This window comes from Diaphorobacter ruginosibacter (genome assembly GCF_014395975.1).
Lineage (GTDB): Bacteria > Pseudomonadota > Gammaproteobacteria > Burkholderiales > Burkholderiaceae_C > Diaphorobacter_A > Diaphorobacter_A ruginosibacter.
This window is the reverse complement of record NZ_CP060714.1, coordinates 453,847-474,566: the sequence shown is the minus strand read 5'-3', so window position 1 is coordinate 474,566 and position 20,720 is coordinate 453,847. Positions and strand designations below refer to the sequence as shown.

At 64.3% G+C, this 20,720-nt stretch carries 18 protein-coding genes; 10 read left to right on the top strand and 8 right to left on the bottom strand.

Annotated features, from left to right (window positions below; genetic code table 11):
* Positions 1–80: 80 nt before the first annotated feature.
* Positions 81–869 carry a general secretion pathway protein GspB gene (locus H9K76_RS02280; protein ID WP_187597985.1) on the bottom strand — a complete coding sequence of 263 codons (789 nt, stop codon included), beginning with the start codon at positions 867–869 and terminating at the stop codon, positions 81–83.
* An 8-nt stretch (positions 870–877) separates the two neighbouring features.
* Positions 878–2,671, bottom strand: a complete 1,794-nt coding sequence (locus tag H9K76_RS02275) for an AAA family ATPase (RefSeq protein ID WP_187600414.1) — start codon at positions 2,669–2,671, stop codon at positions 878–880.
* Positions 2,672–2,969: 298 nt separating this feature from the next.
* Here H9K76_RS02275 and H9K76_RS02270 point away from each other — a divergent pair, with 298 nt between their 5' ends.
* From H9K76_RS02270 to H9K76_RS02235, 8 genes are all read left to right on the top strand, one after another.
* Positions 2,970–4,895, top strand: coding sequence for an AMP-dependent synthetase/ligase (locus tag H9K76_RS02270; RefSeq protein WP_187597984.1), 1,926 nt, complete (start codon positions 2,970–2,972; stop codon positions 4,893–4,895).
* A 26-nt stretch (positions 4,896–4,921) separates the two neighbouring features.
* Positions 4,922–5,710, top strand: a complete 789-nt coding sequence (locus tag H9K76_RS02265) for an ABC transporter ATP-binding protein (protein ID WP_187597983.1) — start codon at positions 4,922–4,924, stop codon at positions 5,708–5,710.
* A gap of 23 nt (positions 5,711–5,733) precedes the next feature.
* Entirely contained in the window at positions 5,734–6,663 is a 930-nt protein-coding gene (locus H9K76_RS02260; RefSeq protein ID WP_187597982.1) for a branched-chain amino acid ABC transporter permease, read from the top strand.
* A gap of 35 nt (positions 6,664–6,698) precedes the next feature.
* On the top strand, positions 6,699–7,775 hold the full coding sequence (locus H9K76_RS02255) for a branched-chain amino acid ABC transporter permease (protein WP_187597981.1): 1,077 nt from the start codon (positions 6,699–6,701) through the stop codon (positions 7,773–7,775).
* A 98-nt stretch (positions 7,776–7,873) separates the two neighbouring features.
* Positions 7,874–9,184 (top strand): ABC transporter substrate-binding protein, encoded by a 1,311-nt coding sequence (locus H9K76_RS02250; protein WP_187597980.1) that lies wholly within the window; start codon positions 7,874–7,876, stop codon positions 9,182–9,184.
* A gap of 211 nt (positions 9,185–9,395) precedes the next feature.
* Positions 9,396–10,205 (top strand): ABC transporter ATP-binding protein, encoded by an 810-nt coding sequence (locus H9K76_RS02245; protein WP_187597979.1) that lies wholly within the window; start codon positions 9,396–9,398, stop codon positions 10,203–10,205.
* A gap of 166 nt (positions 10,206–10,371) precedes the next feature.
* A complete protein-coding gene (locus tag H9K76_RS02240) occupies positions 10,372–11,619 on the top strand; it encodes a phenylacetate--CoA ligase family protein (RefSeq protein ID WP_187597978.1) in 1,248 nt (415 codons plus the stop codon).
* A gap of 370 nt (positions 11,620–11,989) precedes the next feature.
* Entirely contained in the window at positions 11,990–12,979 is a 990-nt protein-coding gene (locus H9K76_RS02235) for a tripartite tricarboxylate transporter substrate-binding protein (RefSeq protein ID WP_187597977.1), read from the top strand.
* A 127-nt stretch (positions 12,980–13,106) separates the two neighbouring features.
* Here the strand turns inward: H9K76_RS02235 and H9K76_RS02230 are convergent, their stop codons facing one another.
* Positions 13,107–13,445: a DUF1840 domain-containing protein gene (locus H9K76_RS02230; RefSeq protein WP_187597976.1), complete on the bottom strand. Its 339-nt coding sequence runs from the start codon at positions 13,443–13,445 to the stop codon at positions 13,107–13,109.
* Positions 13,446–13,500: 55 nt separating this feature from the next.
* A complete protein-coding gene (locus H9K76_RS02225; protein ID WP_187597975.1) occupies positions 13,501–14,799 on the bottom strand; it encodes a class I SAM-dependent methyltransferase in 1,299 nt (432 codons plus the stop codon).
* 424 nt (positions 14,800–15,223) lie between these two features.
* On the opposite strand from H9K76_RS02225, the gene H9K76_RS02220 reads away from it, so the two are divergent.
* On the top strand, positions 15,224–15,394 hold the full coding sequence (locus tag H9K76_RS02220; RefSeq protein ID WP_187597974.1) for a hypothetical protein: 171 nt from the start codon (positions 15,224–15,226) through the stop codon (positions 15,392–15,394).
* A 218-nt stretch (positions 15,395–15,612) separates the two neighbouring features.
* Here H9K76_RS02220 and H9K76_RS02215 read toward each other — a convergent pair whose 3' ends face one another.
* On the bottom strand, positions 15,613–16,278 hold the full coding sequence (locus H9K76_RS02215) for a DNA-3-methyladenine glycosylase I (protein WP_187597973.1): 666 nt from the start codon (positions 16,276–16,278) through the stop codon (positions 15,613–15,615).
* Positions 16,279–16,332: 54 nt separating this feature from the next.
* On the opposite strand from H9K76_RS02215, the gene H9K76_RS02210 reads away from it, so the two are divergent.
* The gene (locus tag H9K76_RS02210) at positions 16,333–17,511 is read left to right on the top strand and encodes an aminopeptidase (RefSeq protein ID WP_187597972.1); all 1,179 of its coding nucleotides are present in this window, start codon (positions 16,333–16,335) and stop codon (positions 17,509–17,511) included.
* A gap of 159 nt (positions 17,512–17,670) precedes the next feature.
* Here the strand turns inward: H9K76_RS02210 and H9K76_RS02205 are convergent, their stop codons facing one another.
* From H9K76_RS02205 to H9K76_RS02195, 3 genes are all read right to left on the bottom strand, one after another.
* Positions 17,671–17,928: an acyl-CoA-binding protein gene (locus H9K76_RS02205; protein WP_187597971.1), complete on the bottom strand. Its 258-nt coding sequence runs from the start codon at positions 17,926–17,928 to the stop codon at positions 17,671–17,673.
* Positions 17,929–18,061: 133 nt separating this feature from the next.
* Entirely contained in the window at positions 18,062–19,171 is a 1,110-nt protein-coding gene (locus H9K76_RS02200) for a M14 family metallopeptidase (protein WP_187597970.1), read from the bottom strand.
* A 123-nt stretch (positions 19,172–19,294) separates the two neighbouring features.
* Positions 19,295–20,503 carry a M20 aminoacylase family protein gene (locus H9K76_RS02195; RefSeq protein ID WP_187597969.1) on the bottom strand — a complete coding sequence of 403 codons (1,209 nt, stop codon included), beginning with the start codon at positions 20,501–20,503 and terminating at the stop codon, positions 19,295–19,297.
* Positions 20,504–20,720 lie beyond the last annotated feature (217 nt).

The window sequence follows — 20,720 nt, the reverse complement described above, 5'->3', positions numbered from 1 at the left end:
CCAGCGGGATAACCCCATCGCGTTGCGTTGCCGCAGCGCGGCAATGCGCAGCCGCACATGCCTGCTCGCAACCCATCACGTCACGGCAGCGCGTAACGGTAGCCGCGGAATGCCCAGATCGTGCGTGCGTTCTCGATGCGCTCGAGCACCAGGCCAGGCCCTGCCGATTCGCCCTCGTGAAGCACCTGGCCGTTGACAATCACCATGCGATATTTGGGATTGCTCGAGTAGGTGATGCCGGCCAGTTGCAGGTTGGGCAGTTGCTCACGCACCGCGGGGGGCAGATTGGCCATGGTGTAGACCGGCCCTGCGACCGCAGCGGCAGCAGGGGCCGCTGGTGCCGGTGCAGCAGCGGTAACCGGCGCTGCCGCAGGCTCCTGTGGCGTCGGCAGCGGCGGCTTCGCTGCGTCCTGCCGCGCGGGCTTGGCCGGCTCGACACGCCTGGTGGCGGGGACCGGAGGCGCGGGTGGTGGAGGTGGAGGCGTCACATCCACGAAGACCGGTGCCGGCTTCGGCTCCGGGGCTGGCATGGTGGATGGCGCAGGCGCAGCCACGGAAGCCGGCTCTGCGGCAGGCGCAGGGGCCGGAATCGAAGCCGCGGACGTGGACGTGGATGTAGCAGGCTCCGGCGCCTTCGCGACCACGACAGGCTCTCGTGATGAGGTTCTTGGGGAAAACTGCAGCCATGCAAGTGCACCTGCCGCCACCACCGCAACGGCCGCAATCGGCCACGCACCGCGATGGCCGCCGCTGCGCGGAGCCTGCTGTACGGGCTGCGGCACGGAAGCCGCCGGGGTATGCAACCCAGGCACGGAGCCCCTGCCGCGTTCTGCTTGTGCGCGTCGCAGCGCATCGAGGATGTAAGACATGGGTTAACTCAAGCTCCCGTACGCAGGCGAGGTTCGGTCACACCGGCCGCGCGATTCAACAACATCAGGGTCAATGGTCCGGCCTGGCCATCGGGCGTGATGCCCTGCGCCAGCTGGAACTGCCGTATGCGCTCGCGTCGCACGGCCGCAACCTTGGCCTTGCCCTGGGGCGCCTTCGCCAGATCCTTGTCGTCCGTGCGAAGCAGGTGGGCCAGTTGCTGGTCCAGCCACGCGAGCGCCGCGGGGCTGGCGTTGGGGTCGACGCCGTCGGCCAGTGCCTGGGGAGCGCGCCACAGCGTGGTGATCTCGCCATGCCAGAGCGTCGCCAGCTGACTCACCGGCAGCACGATCTGCGAGCCGTCGACGCCGTCCAGCCATGCGTTCTCTTCATTGAGTCCCTGCAGGACCGCATTGGCCCGGAGGGGCTGCCCGTCCGCGTTGCTTGCCACCAGGGTCAGCATCACCGGACGGTTGAGCTGGCGCACCAGGGCAAGCCCCGCCTTGCGATTGCGATAGCACTGCAGCCCCTGCCGCGACAGGGCCGGGCAGGGGTCGGCACTCTTGCCCGTCAGGTAAAGGTTCCAGTTCTGCGCCAGCACCTTCCAGGCGGAGAAGTCGTCGGACGCTTGCGCCACGAGGAAGGCCTGCAGCTCGGCGGCATTCGAGACGGCCGGAGCACCCGGCTGTTCTGCGGATGCCGGCGCCGAGGTGGCGGCGGGAGTGGACGCCGGTGCGGATGAGGGCACCGCGGCGGGAGCAGGTCCGGATGCGGACGAAGTTGCGGTTGCAGTTGCAGGCGCGTGCCCATCGGCCGAAGACGTTGCAGGCTCCGTCGCGGCCTGCAGCGCAGCGGAGGCCGGTGCGCGTTCACCGCGCAGCAGCCACCCTGTCCCGCCGGCAACCAAGGCCAGCGCCAGGGCCCCGGCAGGCCACCATGCGGCCGTGCGGCCCGGTGCCTCGGCCGCGCTGGAAGGCTTGCTGCGCACGCCGAACACCTCGCGCGCGGCCTGCCGCACCACCGTGTCGGAAACCTCCCGGGCACCCGCCGAGTAGGCGCCCAGCATCGCGCGGTCGCACAGCAGGTTGATGCGTCGCGGAACCCCGCCGGTCAGCGACTGGATGCGCTGCAACGCCTTGGTGCCGAATGGCGAGGGGCCTCGCAGGCCTGCCACCGCAAGCCGATGTGCGATGTACTGGCGCGTCTCCGACAGGCTCAGCGCCTCGAGGTGATAGCGCGCGATCACACGCTGCGCCAGTTGCTCGAGCGACGGGTCGGCCAGCATGTCGCGCAGCTCCGGCTGGCCGATCAGGATGATCTGCAGCAGCTTGCGCTCGCTGGTCTCGAGGTTCGTGAGCAGCCGCAGCTGCTCCAGCACGTCGGGTGCAAGGTTCTGCGCCTCATCGATGATGAGCACGTTGTTGCGCCCCTTGGCATACGAGTCGAGCAGGAAGGCGTTCAGCGGATCGATGCAGTCCTTGACCGTCTCCATGCCCGGCACCGCTGCCGCATGTGCCACGCCGAACTCATCGCAGATCGAGCGCAGCAGCTCCTGCACCGTGAGCTTGGGATTGAAGATGTAGGCGACGTTGCAGTGATCCGGGATCTGCTCCAGAAAGCAGCGGCACACGGTGGTCTTTCCGGTGCCGATCTCGCCGGTGAGCAGCACGAAGCCGCCGCCCGCATCCAGTCCGAACAGCAGATGCGCCAGCGCCTCGCGATGGCGCTCGCTCATGAACAGGTAGCGCGGATCCGGCGCAATGGAAAAGGGCTGGTGCTCCAGCCCGAAAAACGAGGCGTACATGGTGTCGAGGATACAGGCAGCGTGCATCAGCGCCGTGAAGGTACGGCAGGAACTTGCATGCACAGGACACTGGCTGGAAAGGCGCAGCGAAACGTCATCTCGGTAAACCAGTCATTTTTGATCATTGTCATAGGTGCCACCTACGGCAGGGTAAGACCCGTGAGGACTAACCCGCAAATTGTCAACGCCAAGACATATTGGCGTCAAAGTCATATCTACTATTGGACACATCTTGATGGACACGCTCTTCCATTGCATTGAAGGAGCCCATCTGTTCACCAACCGCATAGGTACAGGAATGAAGACAACGTTCCCCCATTTGATGTTGCGACATGCCGCCGAGAGGCCGGACGCCGCAGCCTTGCGCGAGAAAGAGTATGGCATCTGGCAGACCTGGAGCTGGCGCCAGGCCGCAAGCGAGGTGCGCCAGATGGCCTGCGGCCTGCTCGCACTGGGGTTCGAGCGTGGCCAGAACCTGGCCTTCGTGAGCGACAACCGCCCGCACCTGTACCTGGGCTTCGTCGCCGTGCAAAGCGTCGGCGGCGTGCCGATTCCGCTCTACCAGGACGCCGTCGCGTCCGAGATGAACTTCGTGATGAAGGACGCGGAGATCCAGTTCGCGTTCGTCGAGAACCAGGAGCAGGTCGACAAGCTGCTGGAAGTGCGCGAGTCGGTGCCCGGCATCCGCCACATCATCTACGACGATCCGCGCGGCCTGCGCAAGTACGATGCTCCGGGCCTCATCAGTACCGAGGACCTGATGAAGAAAGGCGCCGAGTGGGATCGCGCGCATCCCGGCGAGTGGGACAAGCTGGTCGATCGCATCGAGCCCTCCGACGTCTCCGTGATCCTCTACACCTCCGGCACCACCGGCACGCCCAAGGGTGTATGCCAGACGCATGCGAGCTTCGCGGGATCGGCGCAGGGCGCCATCGAGGTGGACAACCTCAACCCGAACGACAACGTCATCTCCTACCTGCCACCCGCCTGGGTGGGCGACCACCTCTTCTCGGTCGCGCAGTGGCTCACCGCCGGCTTCACCATCAACTGCCCCGAGTCCGCCGCCACGGTGAACATCGACCTGCGCGAGATCGGCCCCACGTACTACTTCGCGCCGCCGCGGGTGTTCGAGGGCATGCTGACGTCGGTGTCGATCCGCATGGAAGACGCCGCCCGGCCCAAGCGCTGGCTGTTCGAGCAATGCATGCAGCTCGCGCGCCGCGTGGGCTCCGACATCCTCGACGGCAAGCCCGTGGGCGCGATGGACCGGCTGAAATACAAGCTGGGCGACATCTTCATCTATGGCCCGCTGCGCAACGTGATGGGCCTGTCGCAGATCCGCGTGGCCTACACCGCCGGCGCCGCCATCGGCCCGGATCTGTTCCGCTTCTTCCGCTCCATCGGCATCAACCTCAAGCAGCTCTACGGCCAGACCGAGACCTGCGCCTATGTCTGCATCCAGCGCGACAGGGCGGTCAAGCTCAACAGCGTGGGCCGCGCGGCGCCCGGCATCGAGCTCAAGATCGCCGACAACGGCGAGGTGCTGGTCAAGGGCGTTTCCGTGCTCAAGGAGTACTACAAGCGCCCCGATGCCACGGCTGAGGTGATCGACGAGAACGGCTACTTCCACACGGGCGACGCGGGCGTGCTCGATGCCGATGGCGACCTGCGCATCATCGACCGTGCCAAGGACGTGGGCAAGACCAACAGCGGCGCGATGTTTGCGCCGAACTACATCGAGAACAAGCTCAAGTTCTTCCCGCAGATCAAGGAGGCCGTGTGCTTCGGCAACAAGCGCGACCAGGTCTGTGCGTTCATCAACATCGACTACGAGGCCGTGGGCAACTGGGCCGAGCGCCAGGGCATGCCCTACGGCGGCTATGTCGACCTGGCCACCAAGGAGAAGGTGATCGCCCTGATCGCTGACTGCATCGGACAGGTCAACAAGGATCTTGCCGGCGAGCCCGGCATGGCCGACACCCAGATCGCGCGCTTCATCGTGCTGCACAAGGAACTCGATCCCGACGACGACGAGCTGACCCGCACCCGCAAGGTGCGCCGCAACTTCATCGCCGACAAGTATGGCGTGCTCGTCGATGCGCTTTACGGCGGAAAGACCGAGCAGTACGTTGAAACCCAGGTGAAGTTCGAGGACGGCCGCAAGGGCAGCGTGAGCGCCACGCTGAAGATCACGGGCGCCGCCCTCCACAAGGCCAGCGCCTGAGCCGCAACACGAGGCAAGCACCCATCATGAGCAACGACAAGAAGATTGGCGATGTCATCCTGGACATCAAGAACATCAGCCTCAGATTCGGCGGCGTGAAGGCGCTCACCGACATCTCGTTCAACGTGAAGGAGCATGAGATCCGCTCCATCATCGGACCGAACGGCGCGGGCAAGAGCTCCATGCTCAACTGCATCAACGGCGTGTACACGCCGAGCGAAGGATCGATCACCTTCCGCGGCAAGACCTTCGACCACATGAACAGCCGCCAGGTGGCCGAGATGGGCGTGGCGCGCACGTTCCAGAACCTCGCGCTGTTCAAGGGCATGAGCGTGATCGACAACATCATGACCGGCCGCAACCTCAAGATCAAAAGCAACATGCTGCTGCAGGCGCTGCGCATCGGCCCCGCGGAACGCGAGGAGATCCGGCACCGCGAGTTCGTCGAGCACATCATCGACTTCCTTGAAATCCAGGCCTTCCGCAAGACCCCCGTGGGCCAGCTGCCCTACGGCCTGCAAAAGCGCGTGGACCTCGGGCGCGCGCTCGCCATGGAGCCGCAGGTGCTGCTGCTCGACGAGCCCATGGCCGGCATGAACGTCGAGGAAAAGCAGGACATGTGTCGCTTCATCCTCGACGTGAACGACGAGTTCGGCACCACCATCGTGCTCATCGAGCACGACATGGGCGTGGTGATGGACATCTCGGACCGCGTGGTCGTGCTCGACTACGGCAAGAAGATCGGCGACGGCGCGCCCGACGATGTGCGCAACAACGAAGACGTGATCCGCGCCTATCTGGGCACGAGCCACTGAAGCAAGACAGGGAGACACACGAAATGGCATTCTTTCTGGAAACCCTGTTCGGCGGCCTCATGGCGGGCATGCTGTACGCGCTGGTCGCGCTCGGCTTCGTGCTCATCTTCAAGGCCTCGGGCGTGTTCAACTTCGCGCAGGGCGCGATGGTGCTGTTCGCCGCACTCGCCATGGCGCGCTTCGCGGAATGGATTCCGCAGTGGACCCGCATCGACAACAAGATCGTGACCACCACGGCGGCGTTCATCCTGGCGGCCTGCGTGATGTTCATCGTGGCCTGGGTGATCGAGCGGCTGGTGCTGCGCCACCTCGTGAACCAGGAGGCAGCAACGCTGCTGATGGCGACACTGGGCATCACCTACTTCCTCGAAGGCGTGGGCCAGACCATCTTCGGCAGCGAGATCTACAAGATCGACATCGGCATGCCCAAGGACCCCGTATTCCTGTTCGACTCCGTCTTCGAAGGCGGCGTGATGGTGAACCAGGAAGACATGATCGCCGCCGTGATCGCCGCGGTGCTCGTGGCCCTGCTGTCGGTGTTCTTCCAGAAGACCAAGACCGGCCGCGCCCTGCGCGCGGTGGCCGACGACCACCAGGCGGCTCAGTCCATCGGTATTCCGCTCAACCGCATCTGGGTGATCGTGTGGTGCGTGGCAGGCGTGGTGGCTCTGGTCGCCGGCATGATCTGGGGCTCCAAGCTCGGCGTGCAATTCTCGCTGACCACGGTGGCGCTGCGCGCCCTTCCCGTGGTGATCCTCGGCGGCCTGACCTCGGTGCCCGGCGCGATCATCGGCGGCCTGATCATCGGCGTGGGCGAGAAGCTGTCCGAGGTCTACCTCGGCCCGTTCGTGGGTGGCGGCATCGAGATCTGGTTCGCCTACGTGCTTGCGCTGGGCTTCCTGCTGGTTCGCCCGCAAGGATTGTTCGGCGAGAAGATCATCGATCGCGTTTGAACTGCGCCAACAACTAAAACGATCAGGAGAAATTCATGTTCTATCGTGAAAACGGCCAGTTCAAGACGAGCTACAAAGCCGACCAGCAAGTGTTCCCCATCCTGCAGGACAAGATCGGCGTGTGGCTGCTGATTGCTGCAGCCTTCATCGTCGTGCCGATGTTCGCGGGCGACTACTTCTACCAGGCGATCCTGATTCCGCTGACCATCATGTGCCTTGCCGCCCTGGGCGTGAACATCCTGGTGGGCTACTGCGGCCAGATCTCCCTGGGCTCGGGTGCGTTCATGGCGGTGGGGGCCTACGGTGCCTTCAACTTCATGGTCCGCATCCCCGGGATGCCGTTGGTCCTGGCACTGATCCTGGGCGGCCTGTGCGCCACCTTCTTCGGCATTCTGTTCGGCCTGCCGAGCCTGCGCGTGAAGGGCCTGTACCTCGCCGTCGCCACGCTGGCCGCGCAGTTCTTCTCCGACTGGATGTTCCTGCGCATCAAGTGGTTCACCAACGACTCGCCATCGGGCTCGGTGTCGGTGTCGCACCTGAACTTCTTCGGCATCCCGATCGAGTCCGCGATGTCTGAATACCTGTTCTGTCTCGCCGTGCTGGTGGTGATCGCGATCCTGGCCAAGAACCTGGTGCGGGGCGCCATCGGCCGCGAATGGATGGCCATCCGCGACATGGACGTGGCCGCCTCCGTGATCGGCATCCGCCCGATGTACGCCAAGCTCTCCGCGTTCGCCGTGAGCTCCTTCATCATCGGCGTGGCCGGCGCACTGTGGGCCTTCGTTCACCTGGGCGCATGGGAGCCGGCGGCCTTCTCGGTGGACGTGTCCTTCAAGCTGCTGTTCATGGTCATCATCGGCGGCATGGGCTCCATCATGGGCAGCTTCTTCGGCGCGGCCTTCATCGTGGTGTTGCCCATCGTGCTGAGCCTGGTGCTGCCCGCGATTGCCGGAGCATTCGGCTTCCAGATCTCGACGGCGGGCATCTCGCATGCCGAGTTCATCATCTTCGGTGCGCTGATCGTGTGGTTCCTGATCGTGGAGCCCCACGGCCTGGCCAAGCTCTGGTCCATCGGCAAGCAGAAGATGCGCGTCTGGCCGTTCCCGCATTGATGATTGGATGCAAGTAGTTCGTGTGTGCAAGTAGTGCGCGTGCTGCGCAAAAAGTTAGCTGAGTCAGTTAGTCCTTTTACTTCTCAAGGAGACAAACCATGAAGTTCACTCGTCTGGCATTGGCTGCCACCCTGGTCGCTGCAAGCGCAGGCTTCGCCGGCAGCGCATTCGCCCAGGAGCAGTTCATCCCCCTGTTGTCCTACCGCACGGGCGCCTATGCACCCAACGGCATCCCATGGGCCAACGGCAAGCAGGATTACCTCAAGCTGGTCAACGAGCGCGACGGCGGCATCAACGGCGTGAAGCTCGCCTTCGAAGAGTGCGAAACCGGCTATGCCACCGACCGCGGCGTGGAATGCTACGAGCGCCTGAAGAGCAAGCCCTTCGTCGCCGCCATCGACCCGCAGGCGACCGGCATCACCTTCGCGCTGACCGAAAAGGCCCCCGTCGACAAGATTCCGCTGATCACGCTGGGCTATGGCCTCTCGATCGCCAAGGACGGCAATGCCTTCCAGTGGAACTTCCCATTCATGGGCAGCTACTGGACCGGTGCCGACATCCTGATCCAGCACATCGGCAAGAAGGCCGGCGGCCTGGACAAGCTCAAGGGCAAGAAGATCGCGCTGATCTACCACGACAGCCCGTTCGGCAAGGAGCCCATCCCCGTGCTGCAGGAACGCGCCAAGATGCACGGCTTCGAACTGCAACTGCTGCCCGTGACCGCACCCGGCGTGGAGCAGAAGGCTACCTGGCTGCAGCTGCGCCAGAGCCGTCCCGACTATGCGCTGCTGTGGGGCTGGGGCGTGATGAACTCCACCGCGCTCAAGGAAGCACAGGCCACCGGATTCCCGCGCGACAAGCTGTATGGCGTGTGGTGGGCAGGTGCCGAGCCTGACGTGCGCGACGTGGGTGAAGGCGCCAAGGGCTACCAGGCCCTGGCTCTGAACGGCTTCGGCCAGAACACCAAGGTCGCGCAGGACGTGCTCAAGTACGTGCACGAAAAGAAGGCCGGTTCCGGCCCGCGCGATGAAGTGGGCTCCGTGCTGTACACGCGCGGCATGATCATCTCCATGCTGACCGTGGAAGCCATCCGCACCGCACAGGAGAAGTTCGGCAAGGGCAAGCCCATGACCGGCGAGCAGGTGCGCTGGGGCTACGAGAACCTGAACCTGACCGAAGCACGGCTGAAGGAGCTGGGCTTCGACCAGGTGATGCGTCCGCTGAAGACCTCGTGCAGCGACCACATGGGCTCGACCTGGGCACGCATCCACTCCTGGGACGGCAAGAACTGGAACATGGGCAGCGACTGGTATCAGTCCGATGACAAGGTCATCGAACCGCTGATCAAGGAGCATGCCGACAAGTACCTGGCGGACAAGAAGATCGCCCGTCGCACGGATTGCAAATAAAAAAGCACCCCCTGAGGCGCTTCGCGCCTTCCCCCTCTCTCGCTTCGCGGGAGGGGGACACCGCCAGCGCGGCGGTTGCTGGCGTGGCCTGCTCCGCGGCCTTCTGTCCGTCAAGGTAGCAGGGAATTCAAGGGATTGCGCCAAGTGCGCAATCGAAAGCCACTCCCGCAGTGGTTTCCGATTGGGTGAATGGCTTTGAAAAGGCTCGAACATGGAAACGAAAAACATCGTTCTCAACGTCAACGGCATCGAGGTGATCTACAACCATGTGATCCTCGTGCTCAAGGGCGTCTCGCTGCAACTGCCTGAAAAAGGCATCGTTGCACTGCTGGGCGGCAACGGCGCGGGCAAGACCACGACGCTGCGCGCGATCTCCAATCTGCTCAAGGGCGAGCGCGGAGAAGTCACCAAGGGAACGATCGAGCTGCGCGGCGAACGCATCGAGAATCTCTCCCCGGCCGACCTCGTCAGGCGCGGGGTGGTGCAGGTCATGGAGGGTCGCCACTGCTTTGCCCACCTGACCATCGAGGAGAACCTGCTGACCGGCTCGTACACGCGCACCAGCAAGGGGGAGATCTCCGCCAATCTGGAGAAGGTCTACAACTACTTCCCGCGCCTGAAGACCCGCCGCACTTCGCAGGCGGCCTATACCTCGGGCGGCGAGCAGCAGATGTGCGCCATCGGCCGGGCCATCATGTCCAACCCCAACATCATCCTGCTCGACGAGCCATCGATGGGTCTCGCGCCGCAGATCGTCGAAGAGGTGTTCAACATCGTCAAGGACCTCAACAGCAAGGAAGGCACGACCTTCCTGCTGGCCGAGCAGAACACGAACATGGCGCTGAAATACGCCGACTACGGCTACATCATGGAAAGCGGCCGCGTGGTGATGGATGGAGCTGCCAGCGATCTCGCCAACAACGAGGACGTCAAGGAGTTCTACCTCGGCGTGGGCGGGGGCGAGCGCAAGAGCTTCAAGGACGTCAAGAGCTACAAGCGCCGCAAGCGCTGGCTTGCATGAAACACCCCCTGAGGCGCTGCGCGCCTTCCCCCTCTCTCTACGCGCTGCGCGCTACGGGAGGGGGACGCAGCCCTCGCTGCGGGGCGGCCCTTGCTCGGCCGCTCTCGCCTGTGCCTCGCCCATTGCAGGCACCTTGTATGCATCTTCACCCACCGGATTTGTTGCCATGAATGCCTTCTACGACGCGCTGGAGACGCGCACACCCGACGAACGTGAAGCGGCCCTGATGGCCGCGTTGCCCGCGCAGATCGCGAACGCGCAAAGCCGATCCAAGGCGTTTGCGGAGATTCTGGCAGGCGTGGACGCGGCCTCCGTCAACAGCCGCGAGGCCCTGGCCAGGCTGCCCGTCACGCGCAAGTACGAATTGCTCGAGCGCCAGCAGCAACACCGCGACAGCGACCCCCTGGGCGGTTTCAGCACGCTCGCGTTCGGCGCCCAGATGCCGCGCGTGTTTGCCAGCCCCGGCACCATCTACGAACCCGAGGGAACACGGAAGGATTACTGGCGCATGGCACGCGCGATGTACGCGGCCGGTTTCCGCCCGGGCGAGCTGATCCACAACAGCTTCAGCTACCACTTCGTGCCCGCGGGCTCGATGATGGAGACAGGTGCGCATGCGCTGGGCTGCACGGTTTTTCCTGGCGGCACGGGCCAGACCGAACAGCAGGTGCAGGCCATGGCCGAACTCAGGCCCGCGGGCTACATCGGCACGCCGAGCTTCCTCAAGATCATCATCGAGAAGGCAGGAGAGCAAGGCGTGCAGCTTGCCAGCGTGACCAAGGCGCTGGTGTCGGGCGAGGCCTTTCCCCCGTCGCTGCGCGACTGGATGAGCGAGCGCGGCGTGGCCGGCTACCAATGCTATGCCACGGCCGACCTCGGCCTCATCGCCTATGAGACCCAGGCGCGCGAGGGCCTGGTGCTCGACGAAGGTGTGATCGTCGAGATCGTGCGCCCCGGCACGGGCGATCCGATTCCCGAGGGCGAAGTCGGCGAACTGGTGATCACCACGCTCAACGCGGACTACCCGCTGATCCGCTTCGGCACCGGAGACCTCTCCGCCGTGCTGCCGGGCCAGTGCCCCACGGGCCGCACCAACACCCGCATCAAGGGCTGGATGGGACGCGCCGACCAGACCACCAAGGTGCGCGGCATGTTCGTGCACCCTGGCCAGGTCGCCGCGGTCACCAAGCGCTTCCCGCAGATCACGAAGGCGCGCCTCGTGGTGAGCGGTGAGATGGCAAACGACCAGATGAAGCTCGTCGTCGAGACCACCGAGACCGCTCCGGGCTTTGCGGGACTCGTGGCCGATGCGCTGCGCGAGGTGACCAAGCTGCGCGGCGAGATCAAGATGGTGATGCCCGGCACCCTGCCCAATGATGGCAAGGTGATCGAGGATGCCAGAAGTTATAAGTAATTAGGTGTCACCCCCTGAGGCGCTTCGCGCCTTCCCCCTCTCTCGCTTCGCGGGAGGGGACGCAGCCAGCGCGGCGGGGCGGCCCTTGCGCGGCTGCCGCTGGCATGGCCTGCTCCGCGGCCTTCTGATATCCACTGCCCTGAAGACTTTGGCACCATGCCCTGGCTCTTGCTTCGCGGGAAGGGGAGGCACAGCCAGCACGGCGCGGCGCGGCGTGACTTCACCTTCCGGCAACGTGTTAAGTACCTCGCATTCTTTAAGCCTTGCAAGAGGATTACGTCAAGCAGAAAAGCCCTTGCTCTCAGTGATTTCCTTGATGCAGGGACATGAGTTCATTTCTATGATGGCGCCCTCATTCATCAGGATCATCATGAAGACAATTTTCAAATTCGCCGTGGCTGCCGCGGCCGTCGCCGCAGCGTTCGGTGCTTCCGCAGAGGGCTATCCCGAAAAGGGCAAGACCATCACCATCGTGGTTCCATTCACCGCCGGCGGCCCGACCGACCGCGTCGCGCGTGACCTGGCCGAAGCGCTGCGCAAGCCGCTGAACGGCGCCACCATCGTCATCGACAACACCGCAGGCGCGGGCAGCTCCATCGGCATGGCCAAGGTTGCGCGCGCGGCTCCGGACGGCTACACGCTGCTGCTCAACCACATCGGCATGTCCACCGTGCCGGGCCTGTACCGCAAGCTGCCGTTCAATGTCGAGAAGGACTTCGAGTACCTGGGCATCATCAACGACGTTCCGATGACCCTGGTCGGCAAGCCCACGCTGCCCGCCAACAACTACAAGGAACTGGCCGGCTGGATCGAGGCCAACAAGGGCAAGATCAACCTGGCCAACGCTGGCATCGGCTCCGCATCGCACCTCTGCGGCCTGCTGTTCCAGAGCGCACTGAAGACCGAAATGACGCCCGTGCCCTACAAGGGCGCCGCGCCTGCGATTGCCGACCTGATGGGCAATCAGGTCGATCTGCTGTGCGACCAGACCACCAACACCACCCAGCAGATCGCCGGCAAGAAGGTGAAGGCCTATGCCGTGACCACGCCCAAGCGCCTGGCCACGCCTGAGCTGAAGGACCTGCCGACGCTGCAGGAACAAGGCCTGAAGGGCTTCGAAGTGACCATCTGGCACGGCCTCTACGCGCCCAAGGGCACGCCGGCCGCCGTGATCAAGACGGTGAACGATGCGCTGAAGGTGGCGCTGAAGGATCCGACCTTCGTGAAGAACGAAGAGGCGCTGGGCGCGGTGATCGCCAATGACGATCGCCTGACACCCGAAGGCCACAAGAAGTTCGTGATCAGCGAAATCAACAAGTGGGGCCCGATCATCAAGGCTGCCGGTGCGTACGCCGACTGATGCCTGAGACAGGTCTTTTCTTCGGGGCAGCCGGGCCTGGTGACGGCCTCCCCGAGGCAAAGCCTCCATAAAAAAACGGTGGGATCGCAGGATCCCACCGTTTTTTTTATGAGCGCGCGCCGGTCGACTACCAGATCACGTCATTGTTCTCGGCTGCACTGCGGCGCAGCATGTCGATGAACGGCACGGCGCGCTGGCGCAACTCGATCACCTCGCCTTCGTTCACCTGCTGGTCATCCTCGTTCGTGCTGGCGTAATCCGGGGCCTTGTCCTTGTCGGCACGCCCCAGGTTTTCGGCGGCATCGACCGCTGCCTCCAGGGCAGCAATGGCGCCAGGGATCTGCGCCACGGTAACGATGCCGTGCTGCCCGTCGGGGTCCTTGCCGATGATCTGCAGGATCTGGCGCGCGGTGGGCTCCAGCATGATGAGGTCGGCGGTGGATCGGGATTTGAACTTGTAGAGCATCTGGGCTTTCTTCTTCCAATGAGTGTCTGGGAGTGAGCGGACCGGGGCCTGCGGCCTACCTGGTGCCCGCGTCCCCTGCAGGAGGCCGCGGCGCGTAGATGTAGTCGCGGGTGAAAGGATAAACCGATTGCGCACCGGGCAAGGTACCGGAATGCAGATCGCCATCGGGGCGGGCCGCCAGCATCTGGTGCAGGGCGATCCAGCCGCGCTCGAAACCCAGCGCGCAGCCTGCCAGATAGAGCCGGTACGCCCGCAGCGCCTTGCCGCCCTTGTCCTCTCCGTACTGCGCATTCAGGATCCTCGAGGCTTCGCCGAGCTGCGCCTCCAGCGCATCGGACCACGCCCAGAGCGTCTTCGCATAGTGCGGGCGCAGGTTCTCGGTGTCGACCATCTCCAGGCCGCCCACCGCCATGTCATGCTGGACGGTGCTCACATGCAGCAGTTCGCCGCCGGGGAAGATGTAGCGTTCGATGAAATCACCCATGCCGGCTCCGAGCTGCGCATTGTCCACTCCGCCCGCCGTGATGCCGTGGTTCATGAGCAGCCCGCCCGGGCGCAGCAGGTCGTGCACGGTACGGAAATAGCCCGCCATCTGGGCACGCCCGACGTGCTCGAACATGCCCACCGAGGCGATCTTGTCGAATGGGCGATCGGTCTTGAGCTCGCGGTAGTCCACCAGCTTCATGCGCACACGGCCGGCCAGGCCCTTGTCCTCGATCAGTTGCTGCACGTGGGCGTACTGGTTCTTGGACAGCGTGATGCCGGTCGCATCCACGCCATAGTTCTCCGCAGCCCACAACAGCAGGCCGCCCCAGCCCGCGCCGATGTCGAGGAAACGCTCTCCCTTCTGCAGGTTCAGCTTGCGGCAGATGTGGTCGAGCTTGGCCTCCTGCGCCTGGGCCAGCGCAAGATCGGGTGTGCGGTAGTAGGCGCAGGAATACACGCGCCGCGGGTCGAGCCACAGCGCATAGAAGTCATCCGACAGGTCGTAATGGAACTGGATGTTGCGTGCGTTGTGCGCCACCGTATGCGCGGCCATCGAGCGCGCTCGCTGGACCACGCGCTGCCACCAGTGGTTGCCCGTGCCGCTGGTCGGGTCGAGCTTGAGCAGCGCAGCCGCCGCCGCCATCAGCTGCCGCATGTTGCCTTCGATGGCTACCCGGCCTTCCACAATGGCCGCGCCCACATTGCCGATCTCGCCCATGGCCAGCGCCACCATCGACAGCCGATCCTTGAAACCCAGCCGCACATCCGCATTCCGCGAACCCAGCTGCTTGCCGTCTGGCAACTGGACCTGCACAGACACCGGCGACTGAGCCAGGCTGAGCTCAAGCGACTTCATCAAATCCTTCACACCGATCCCCCGCAAAGTGATCAAGGTCGTTAAGAAGCCTCTGCAAAACTCCCTGCCATCGTCTGAACGCGGCCTCGGGCGATCCGCGGCGTTGTCTTTTTCGTCAATAGCTACTGCTATTGCCTTCAAAAGACGCCTTGCGGCTCATCCCGATCCGCGCCCAGCCGATTGGCGAGGGTTCTGCCGAGGCTCCTTAATTCTTCTAGGGGAAACGTGCAACAGTCAAGGGTTGCTGTCTGACATGGCAGTCGGCAAAACTCCGACACGCCAGCTACACAAGTGTCACATTTTGCCCTCAAGGCGACAGGAAAACCCGGTATTTCAGGCACGTCCGGACCACCGAAAAAGCCCGTTTTTGACCGCTGATGCCACAAATATGGCCTAATAGCGGGTTCATCCGATTTTTTCTCTAGAGGAGCCAGTCATGGGCAACAAGATCGTTACAGAAGCAGACCGCAAGCGCAGTCCCCGTCCCACCCCGCTGCCAGGCATGCCCGTCGCCACCGGCGGCCGTGGCCAGCGCGTGAGCCTGGAGCGCGGTGTCGCTACCCGCAGCAAGAAGAACCCCGGCAAGCGTCCCTCCAAGGGCGGCTGATCTTCTGCAGCACATTCGCATCGCGCCTGAACGCTGTTCGGGCGCCGTGCGGATGACGCGCCGTACCTTGCGCGCCCCTCCTACCGGCCTTCCCGTCGTTCTTTCTTTCGCCTGATTCCGCTCTCCGGATCTCCTGCGTGCAACGCGCAGAACGGCTCATCCAGCCGATCCTCATTCCCGGCGACCCACACCCTGCTGACGCCCTGCTCTCCTGACCATCACCCGAATTTCGGCATGGTGAAGTTCACACGCGCCTGCTCGGCCGCCTGGTGGACATGGCAGCCCGCGATATGGTCATTGACCAGCCCCATGGCCTGCATGAAGGCGTACATGGTGGTGGGCCCCACGAAGCTGAAGCCGCGCTTCTTGAGATCCTTGGACAGCGCCTGCGACGCGGCCGTGGCCGTGATGGCGCGCACGGCGTCATAGGTATTCAGTGCCGGCCGGTCTTCGGCAGCCCGCGGGGCATAGCTCCAGACATAGGCGCCGAGCGACCCGAACTCACGACGCAGCTCCAGCACGCGGGCGGCATTGTTGATCGCCGACTCGATCTTGCCCCGGTGACGCACGATGCCGGCATCGGCCAGCAGGCGAGCGATGTCACTCTCGCCGAAACGCGACAGCTCCTCGGCCTCGAAGTTGGCAAAGCCGGCGCGAAATGCCTCCCGCTTGTTGAGGATGGTGATCCAGCTGAGCCCCGCCTGGAACCCTTCGAGGCAAAGCTTCTCGAACAGGCGTCGCTCATCGTCCACCGGGAATCCCCATTCGTGGTCGTGATAATGTTTGTACAGAGGGGATGCCCCGCACCAGAAGCAGCGCGGCTGCCCGCTGTCATCGGTGAAAAGTCCCGCCACGGGTGCTGGAGTTTGCTTGGTATCGGCCATGCCCCATTGTGCCGCGAATGGGCCGTGAATCCGAGAAATACTGTACATCCATACATGAAATATCTCATTCCCCGCAGCCTGCCGCACCTTCTGGCCTGCCTGGGTGCCACGGTGGCGCTCTGCGGATGCGCCTCCACCATGGAGGACAGCACGCTGGGCTACTACTGGCAGTCGTTTCGCGGGCACATGTCACTCATGAACTCGGCCAAGCCCATCGACGACTGGATCGGCGACCCTGCCCTCAAGCCCGCCCTGCGCGAGCGACTGGAACTGGCACGGCGGGCGCGCCGCTTCGCCGTGGACGAACTCGCCCTGCCCGACAACGCCAGCTATCACCGCTACGCCCAGCTGGAGCGCAGCGCCGCCGTCTGGAACGTCGTGGCCGCGCCGCCGTACTCCCTCAGGCTGCACACCTGGTGCTTCCCGGTGACGGGCTGCATCGGCTACCGCGGCTATTTCGCCGAGGCGGACGCGCGAGCCGAAGCGCAGCGAATGCAGCAGGCAGGCCTGGAGGTGAGCGTCTACCCCGTGCCTGCGTATTCCACGCTGGGCTACTCCAATTGGATGGGTGGCGACCCCATCCTCAGCACCTTCATCGGCTGGCCCGAGGGCGATTTCGTCCGGCTGCTGTTTCACGAGCTGGCCCATCAGGTGGCCTACGCTTCGGGCGACACCGGCTTCAACGAATCGTATGCCACGGCCGTGGAGCGGCTGGGCGTTCAGCAATGGCTGCGCGAGCAATCCACACCAGCGGCGCAGGAGGAGTTCAACGCCAGCGAGCAGCGCCGCGCGGAATTCCGCGCGCTCACGCGGAGCACGCGGGAGGCGCTCGAGAACGTCTACAGGAGCGCCGCTCCTGCCCAGGCCAGCAATGACCACCCGGCCCTTGCAGCCGGAAAACAGCAGGCCATGCAGGCCTTTCGCGACCACTATGCGCAACTGCGGGAACGCTGGATCCGCGAGGGCCACGCCCAACCGGGGCAGTTGGCCGCTCTTGACCGCTGGGTACGTGACGCCAACAACGCGGCCTTCGGGGCGCAAGGTGCTTACGATGACCTGGTGCCCGCGTTCCTCACGCTGTTCGAGCACGAGGGGCGTGACTGGCAGCGCTTTCACGCTGCGGTGAAGCGGATGGCGCGGGCTGATGGGGAGGAGCGCAAGGCGGCGCTGGAGGAGCTGATGCCTGCTTCCTCGTCCGGGGCTCGATCGCTGGGCTTTTCTCGTGCCCCGTAGGGGGTTCTGTTGTGTCTTTTAGCGTGGAGGCCGGGAGTGCCCAGGCCTCTACCCCAAAACAAGGCAACAGGACCCAACAAGAACAGAGAACAAAAAAAGCCGCCCCCAAGGACGGCCCCACTGAAAACTCGATACGAGAAAGAGAACCTCAGCAGTTCATCAACCGCGCAGAGACTCGATCAGATCAATGTACTGCTGCTTCGCATCATCCGAGCTCGTGTCCTTGAGCTTCTCCCACGCATCCCACTTGGCCCGCCCAACGATATCCGAGAAGCTCGGCTTCTTCTCGTCGTTGTCGCCCACGGTTGCCTGCTTGTACAGCGCGTAGATCTTCAGCAGCGTCGGATTGTCGGGACGCTCGCTCAGGAGCTTGGAGTTGGCGACGGCGGTTTCGAAATGCGTGTTCAGATCGGACATGGTTGTCTCCCGGATTGGATGATGATGGCGATAACGGCGGCGCTCAGGCTGCCGGTTCGCTCCAGTGTATCCAAGTTTCCACAAAATACGAACGGTCGTGCTATTTTATTTTGCAACACCGTCCGCAGTGCATTCAATCGGATGCAGCCAAGCCATCCACGGCCTGGAACATCGCCTGTCGCGCCTGGCTGATGACCTGTCCCTTCCAGCCATCCGAATCGTCATAGAACGCCTTGCGCATCTGCGCACGGATCTGCGCCACCAACGCCTCGTCGGCTGCGGCCTCGGGGTGCTTGTGCAGCCAGTGGTCGCCACGCAGCGCCTGCAGCACCTGGATGGCGGGCTCCGTGCCGAACTCCAGCGCGATTCCCGTGAGCTCGGCCTGCGGGCATTCCTGCAGCATGCAGCCGTGCATTTGTCCGTTCAGCTCGGCGGACGCGGAGCCCGCTCCTCCGGCCAGCGTCACGGGGGTGGTACCGTTGCCGCCCCACCAGCCTTCCGCGCGTTGCATGGATGCGCTGTCGCCCGCGCCGATATAGATGCGTTCGCAATAACCGAACGGACCCAGCCCCGTGTGCACGTCAAGCCAGGCGATGTGCCGAGCGCGGCTGCCGTAGGCTTGAAGAATGGACCGCAGCGTGCGGTGGCTCCAGGTGGGTTCGGCGCCGCCATAGAACAGGCCTGCCGGCCAGTCGTACTGGCCGCGGCTGATGATGGCCTGCAGCCGGGGTTCGCCGAGCTGCGCCACCATGCGCCCCAGTTCCGCTTCGTTCTGGAGATCGGGCGGCCAGCGTTCGGGCAGCAGGATCGGGTCGAGCTGCCCGTATTCGGGATTGGAGGGACGCGGCTTGCCGAAGTCGATGAAGTTGCGGTTCAGGTCCACGTTTTCCTGCGTGACGCGGCGCAGGAACGAGAAGCCATGCGGATTGAGCGCATGCACGTACAGCACCGCAATTCCCTCGGCACGCGCCTTCGCGCGCCATTCCTCATCATGCAGCGCGAACACCTGCACACCGCTGCCGCACAGCCCCTCGACACCGTGGCAGCCACTGCTCACGATCAGCAGGCGTTCCGCGTCGGGCGAGCCATCGAGCGCCACGTCCACCGCCAGTTCCTCGCCCTCCAGCCCCTTGAGCGGGTGGGGATACTGCTGAAGCTGCAGTCCGTTCGCCGCCACGCCGGCGATGAATCGGGCGCGGGCCAGCGCATAGCGGCCTGCGAAAGCGTCTGGAATCGGGATCATGCAAAGTCCTGACTGTGAATCGTCAAATCATCCTCCATGATGGATGGATCTCGTGAAACCGGCGTGGCACGGCCAGGGGCGCGCACCGCGTATTGCGCGCGGCACCGCCCTTTGCGTTTCGCCTTACTTGACCGTGGGATGGGCCAGCCACTGCTGGGCCAGTTGCACCCAGTAGGTGGCGCCCAGCGGAATGAGATCGTCGTTGAAGTCGTAGCTGGGGTTGTGCAGCGTGCACGGCCCCTCGCCATGGCCCATCTCGCGATGCGCGCCATCGCCGTTGGCGATGAAGCAGTAGGCTCCCGGCTTCTCGAGCAGCATGAACGAGAAATCCTCGGCGCCCATGGTGGGCTCCTGCACGAGAACGTTGTCCTCGCCGACGATGCCCTGCATCACCTTGCGTGCGAACTCCGCCTCGGCGGGCGAGTTGATGGTGGGAGGATAGTTGCGGTTCAGCTTGAAATCACAGGTCGCCTCGAAGGCCGCGCAGATGTGGTCCGCGACCTCGCGCATGCGGCGCTCCAGCAGATCGAGCATCTCGATGCTGAAGGTGCGCACCGTGCCCTGCATCTCGCATGAGTCGGGCACCACGTTGTTGGCCTCGCCCGCGTGGATCATGGTGACCGAGATGACGCCCGCCTCGATCGGCTTCTTGTTGCGGCTGATGATGTTCTGGAATGCCTGCACCATCTGCGCGGCGATCGGCACCGGATCGATGCCCATGTGCGGCATGGCGGCGTGGCTGCCCTTGCCGTGGATGGTGATGGTGAAATCGTTGCTCGACGCCATGACCGGGCCCGGGCTTACCGCGAAGCAGCCTGCCGCCATGCCGGGCCAGTTGTGCATGCCGAAGACGGCCTGCATCGGGAATTTCTCGAACAGGCCGTCGTTGATCATTTCGCGCGCGCCACCGCCGCCCTCTTCCGCAGGCTGGAAAATCAGATAGACGATGCCATCGAAATCGCGGTGCGTGGAGAAATGCTGCGCAGCCGCCAGCAGCATGGCCGTATGGCCGTCGTGCCCGCAGGCGTGCATCTTGCCCTTGTGCCGGCTGGCATGCTCGAAGGTGTTGAACTCCTGCATCGGCAGCGCGTCGATATCGGCGCGCAGGCCGATCGCGCGGCCGCATGCGCCATCATCCCGCCCCTTGACGATGCCGACGACGCCGGTCTTGCCCATGCCGCGATGGATGGGGATGCCCCACTCGGTGAGCTTGGCAGCGACGAGGTCGGCAGTGCGCACCTCTTCGAAACACAGCTCCGGATGAGCATGGATGTCGCGCCGGATGGCAGCGATGGATGCCGCTTGGGCAACGATCGAATCTATGACTTTCATGTGCAGGCTTCCTTCGGACCCGCTCGAGGCCTGCATTGCGGCCCCATGGCCACGGGCATTGCGCCGTCGCACCGTGACCGGATAGGGCCAGGGCGCCCGGCAGGTTTCACCTCGGTCAGGCTCCGTTTTGATCCCACAGTCTAGCCGGGCGTGGCCGCCCGCACCATCGGGTTCCTACCGCCCCGCCGCCATGGCATGACCATGGCCGCGAAAAGAC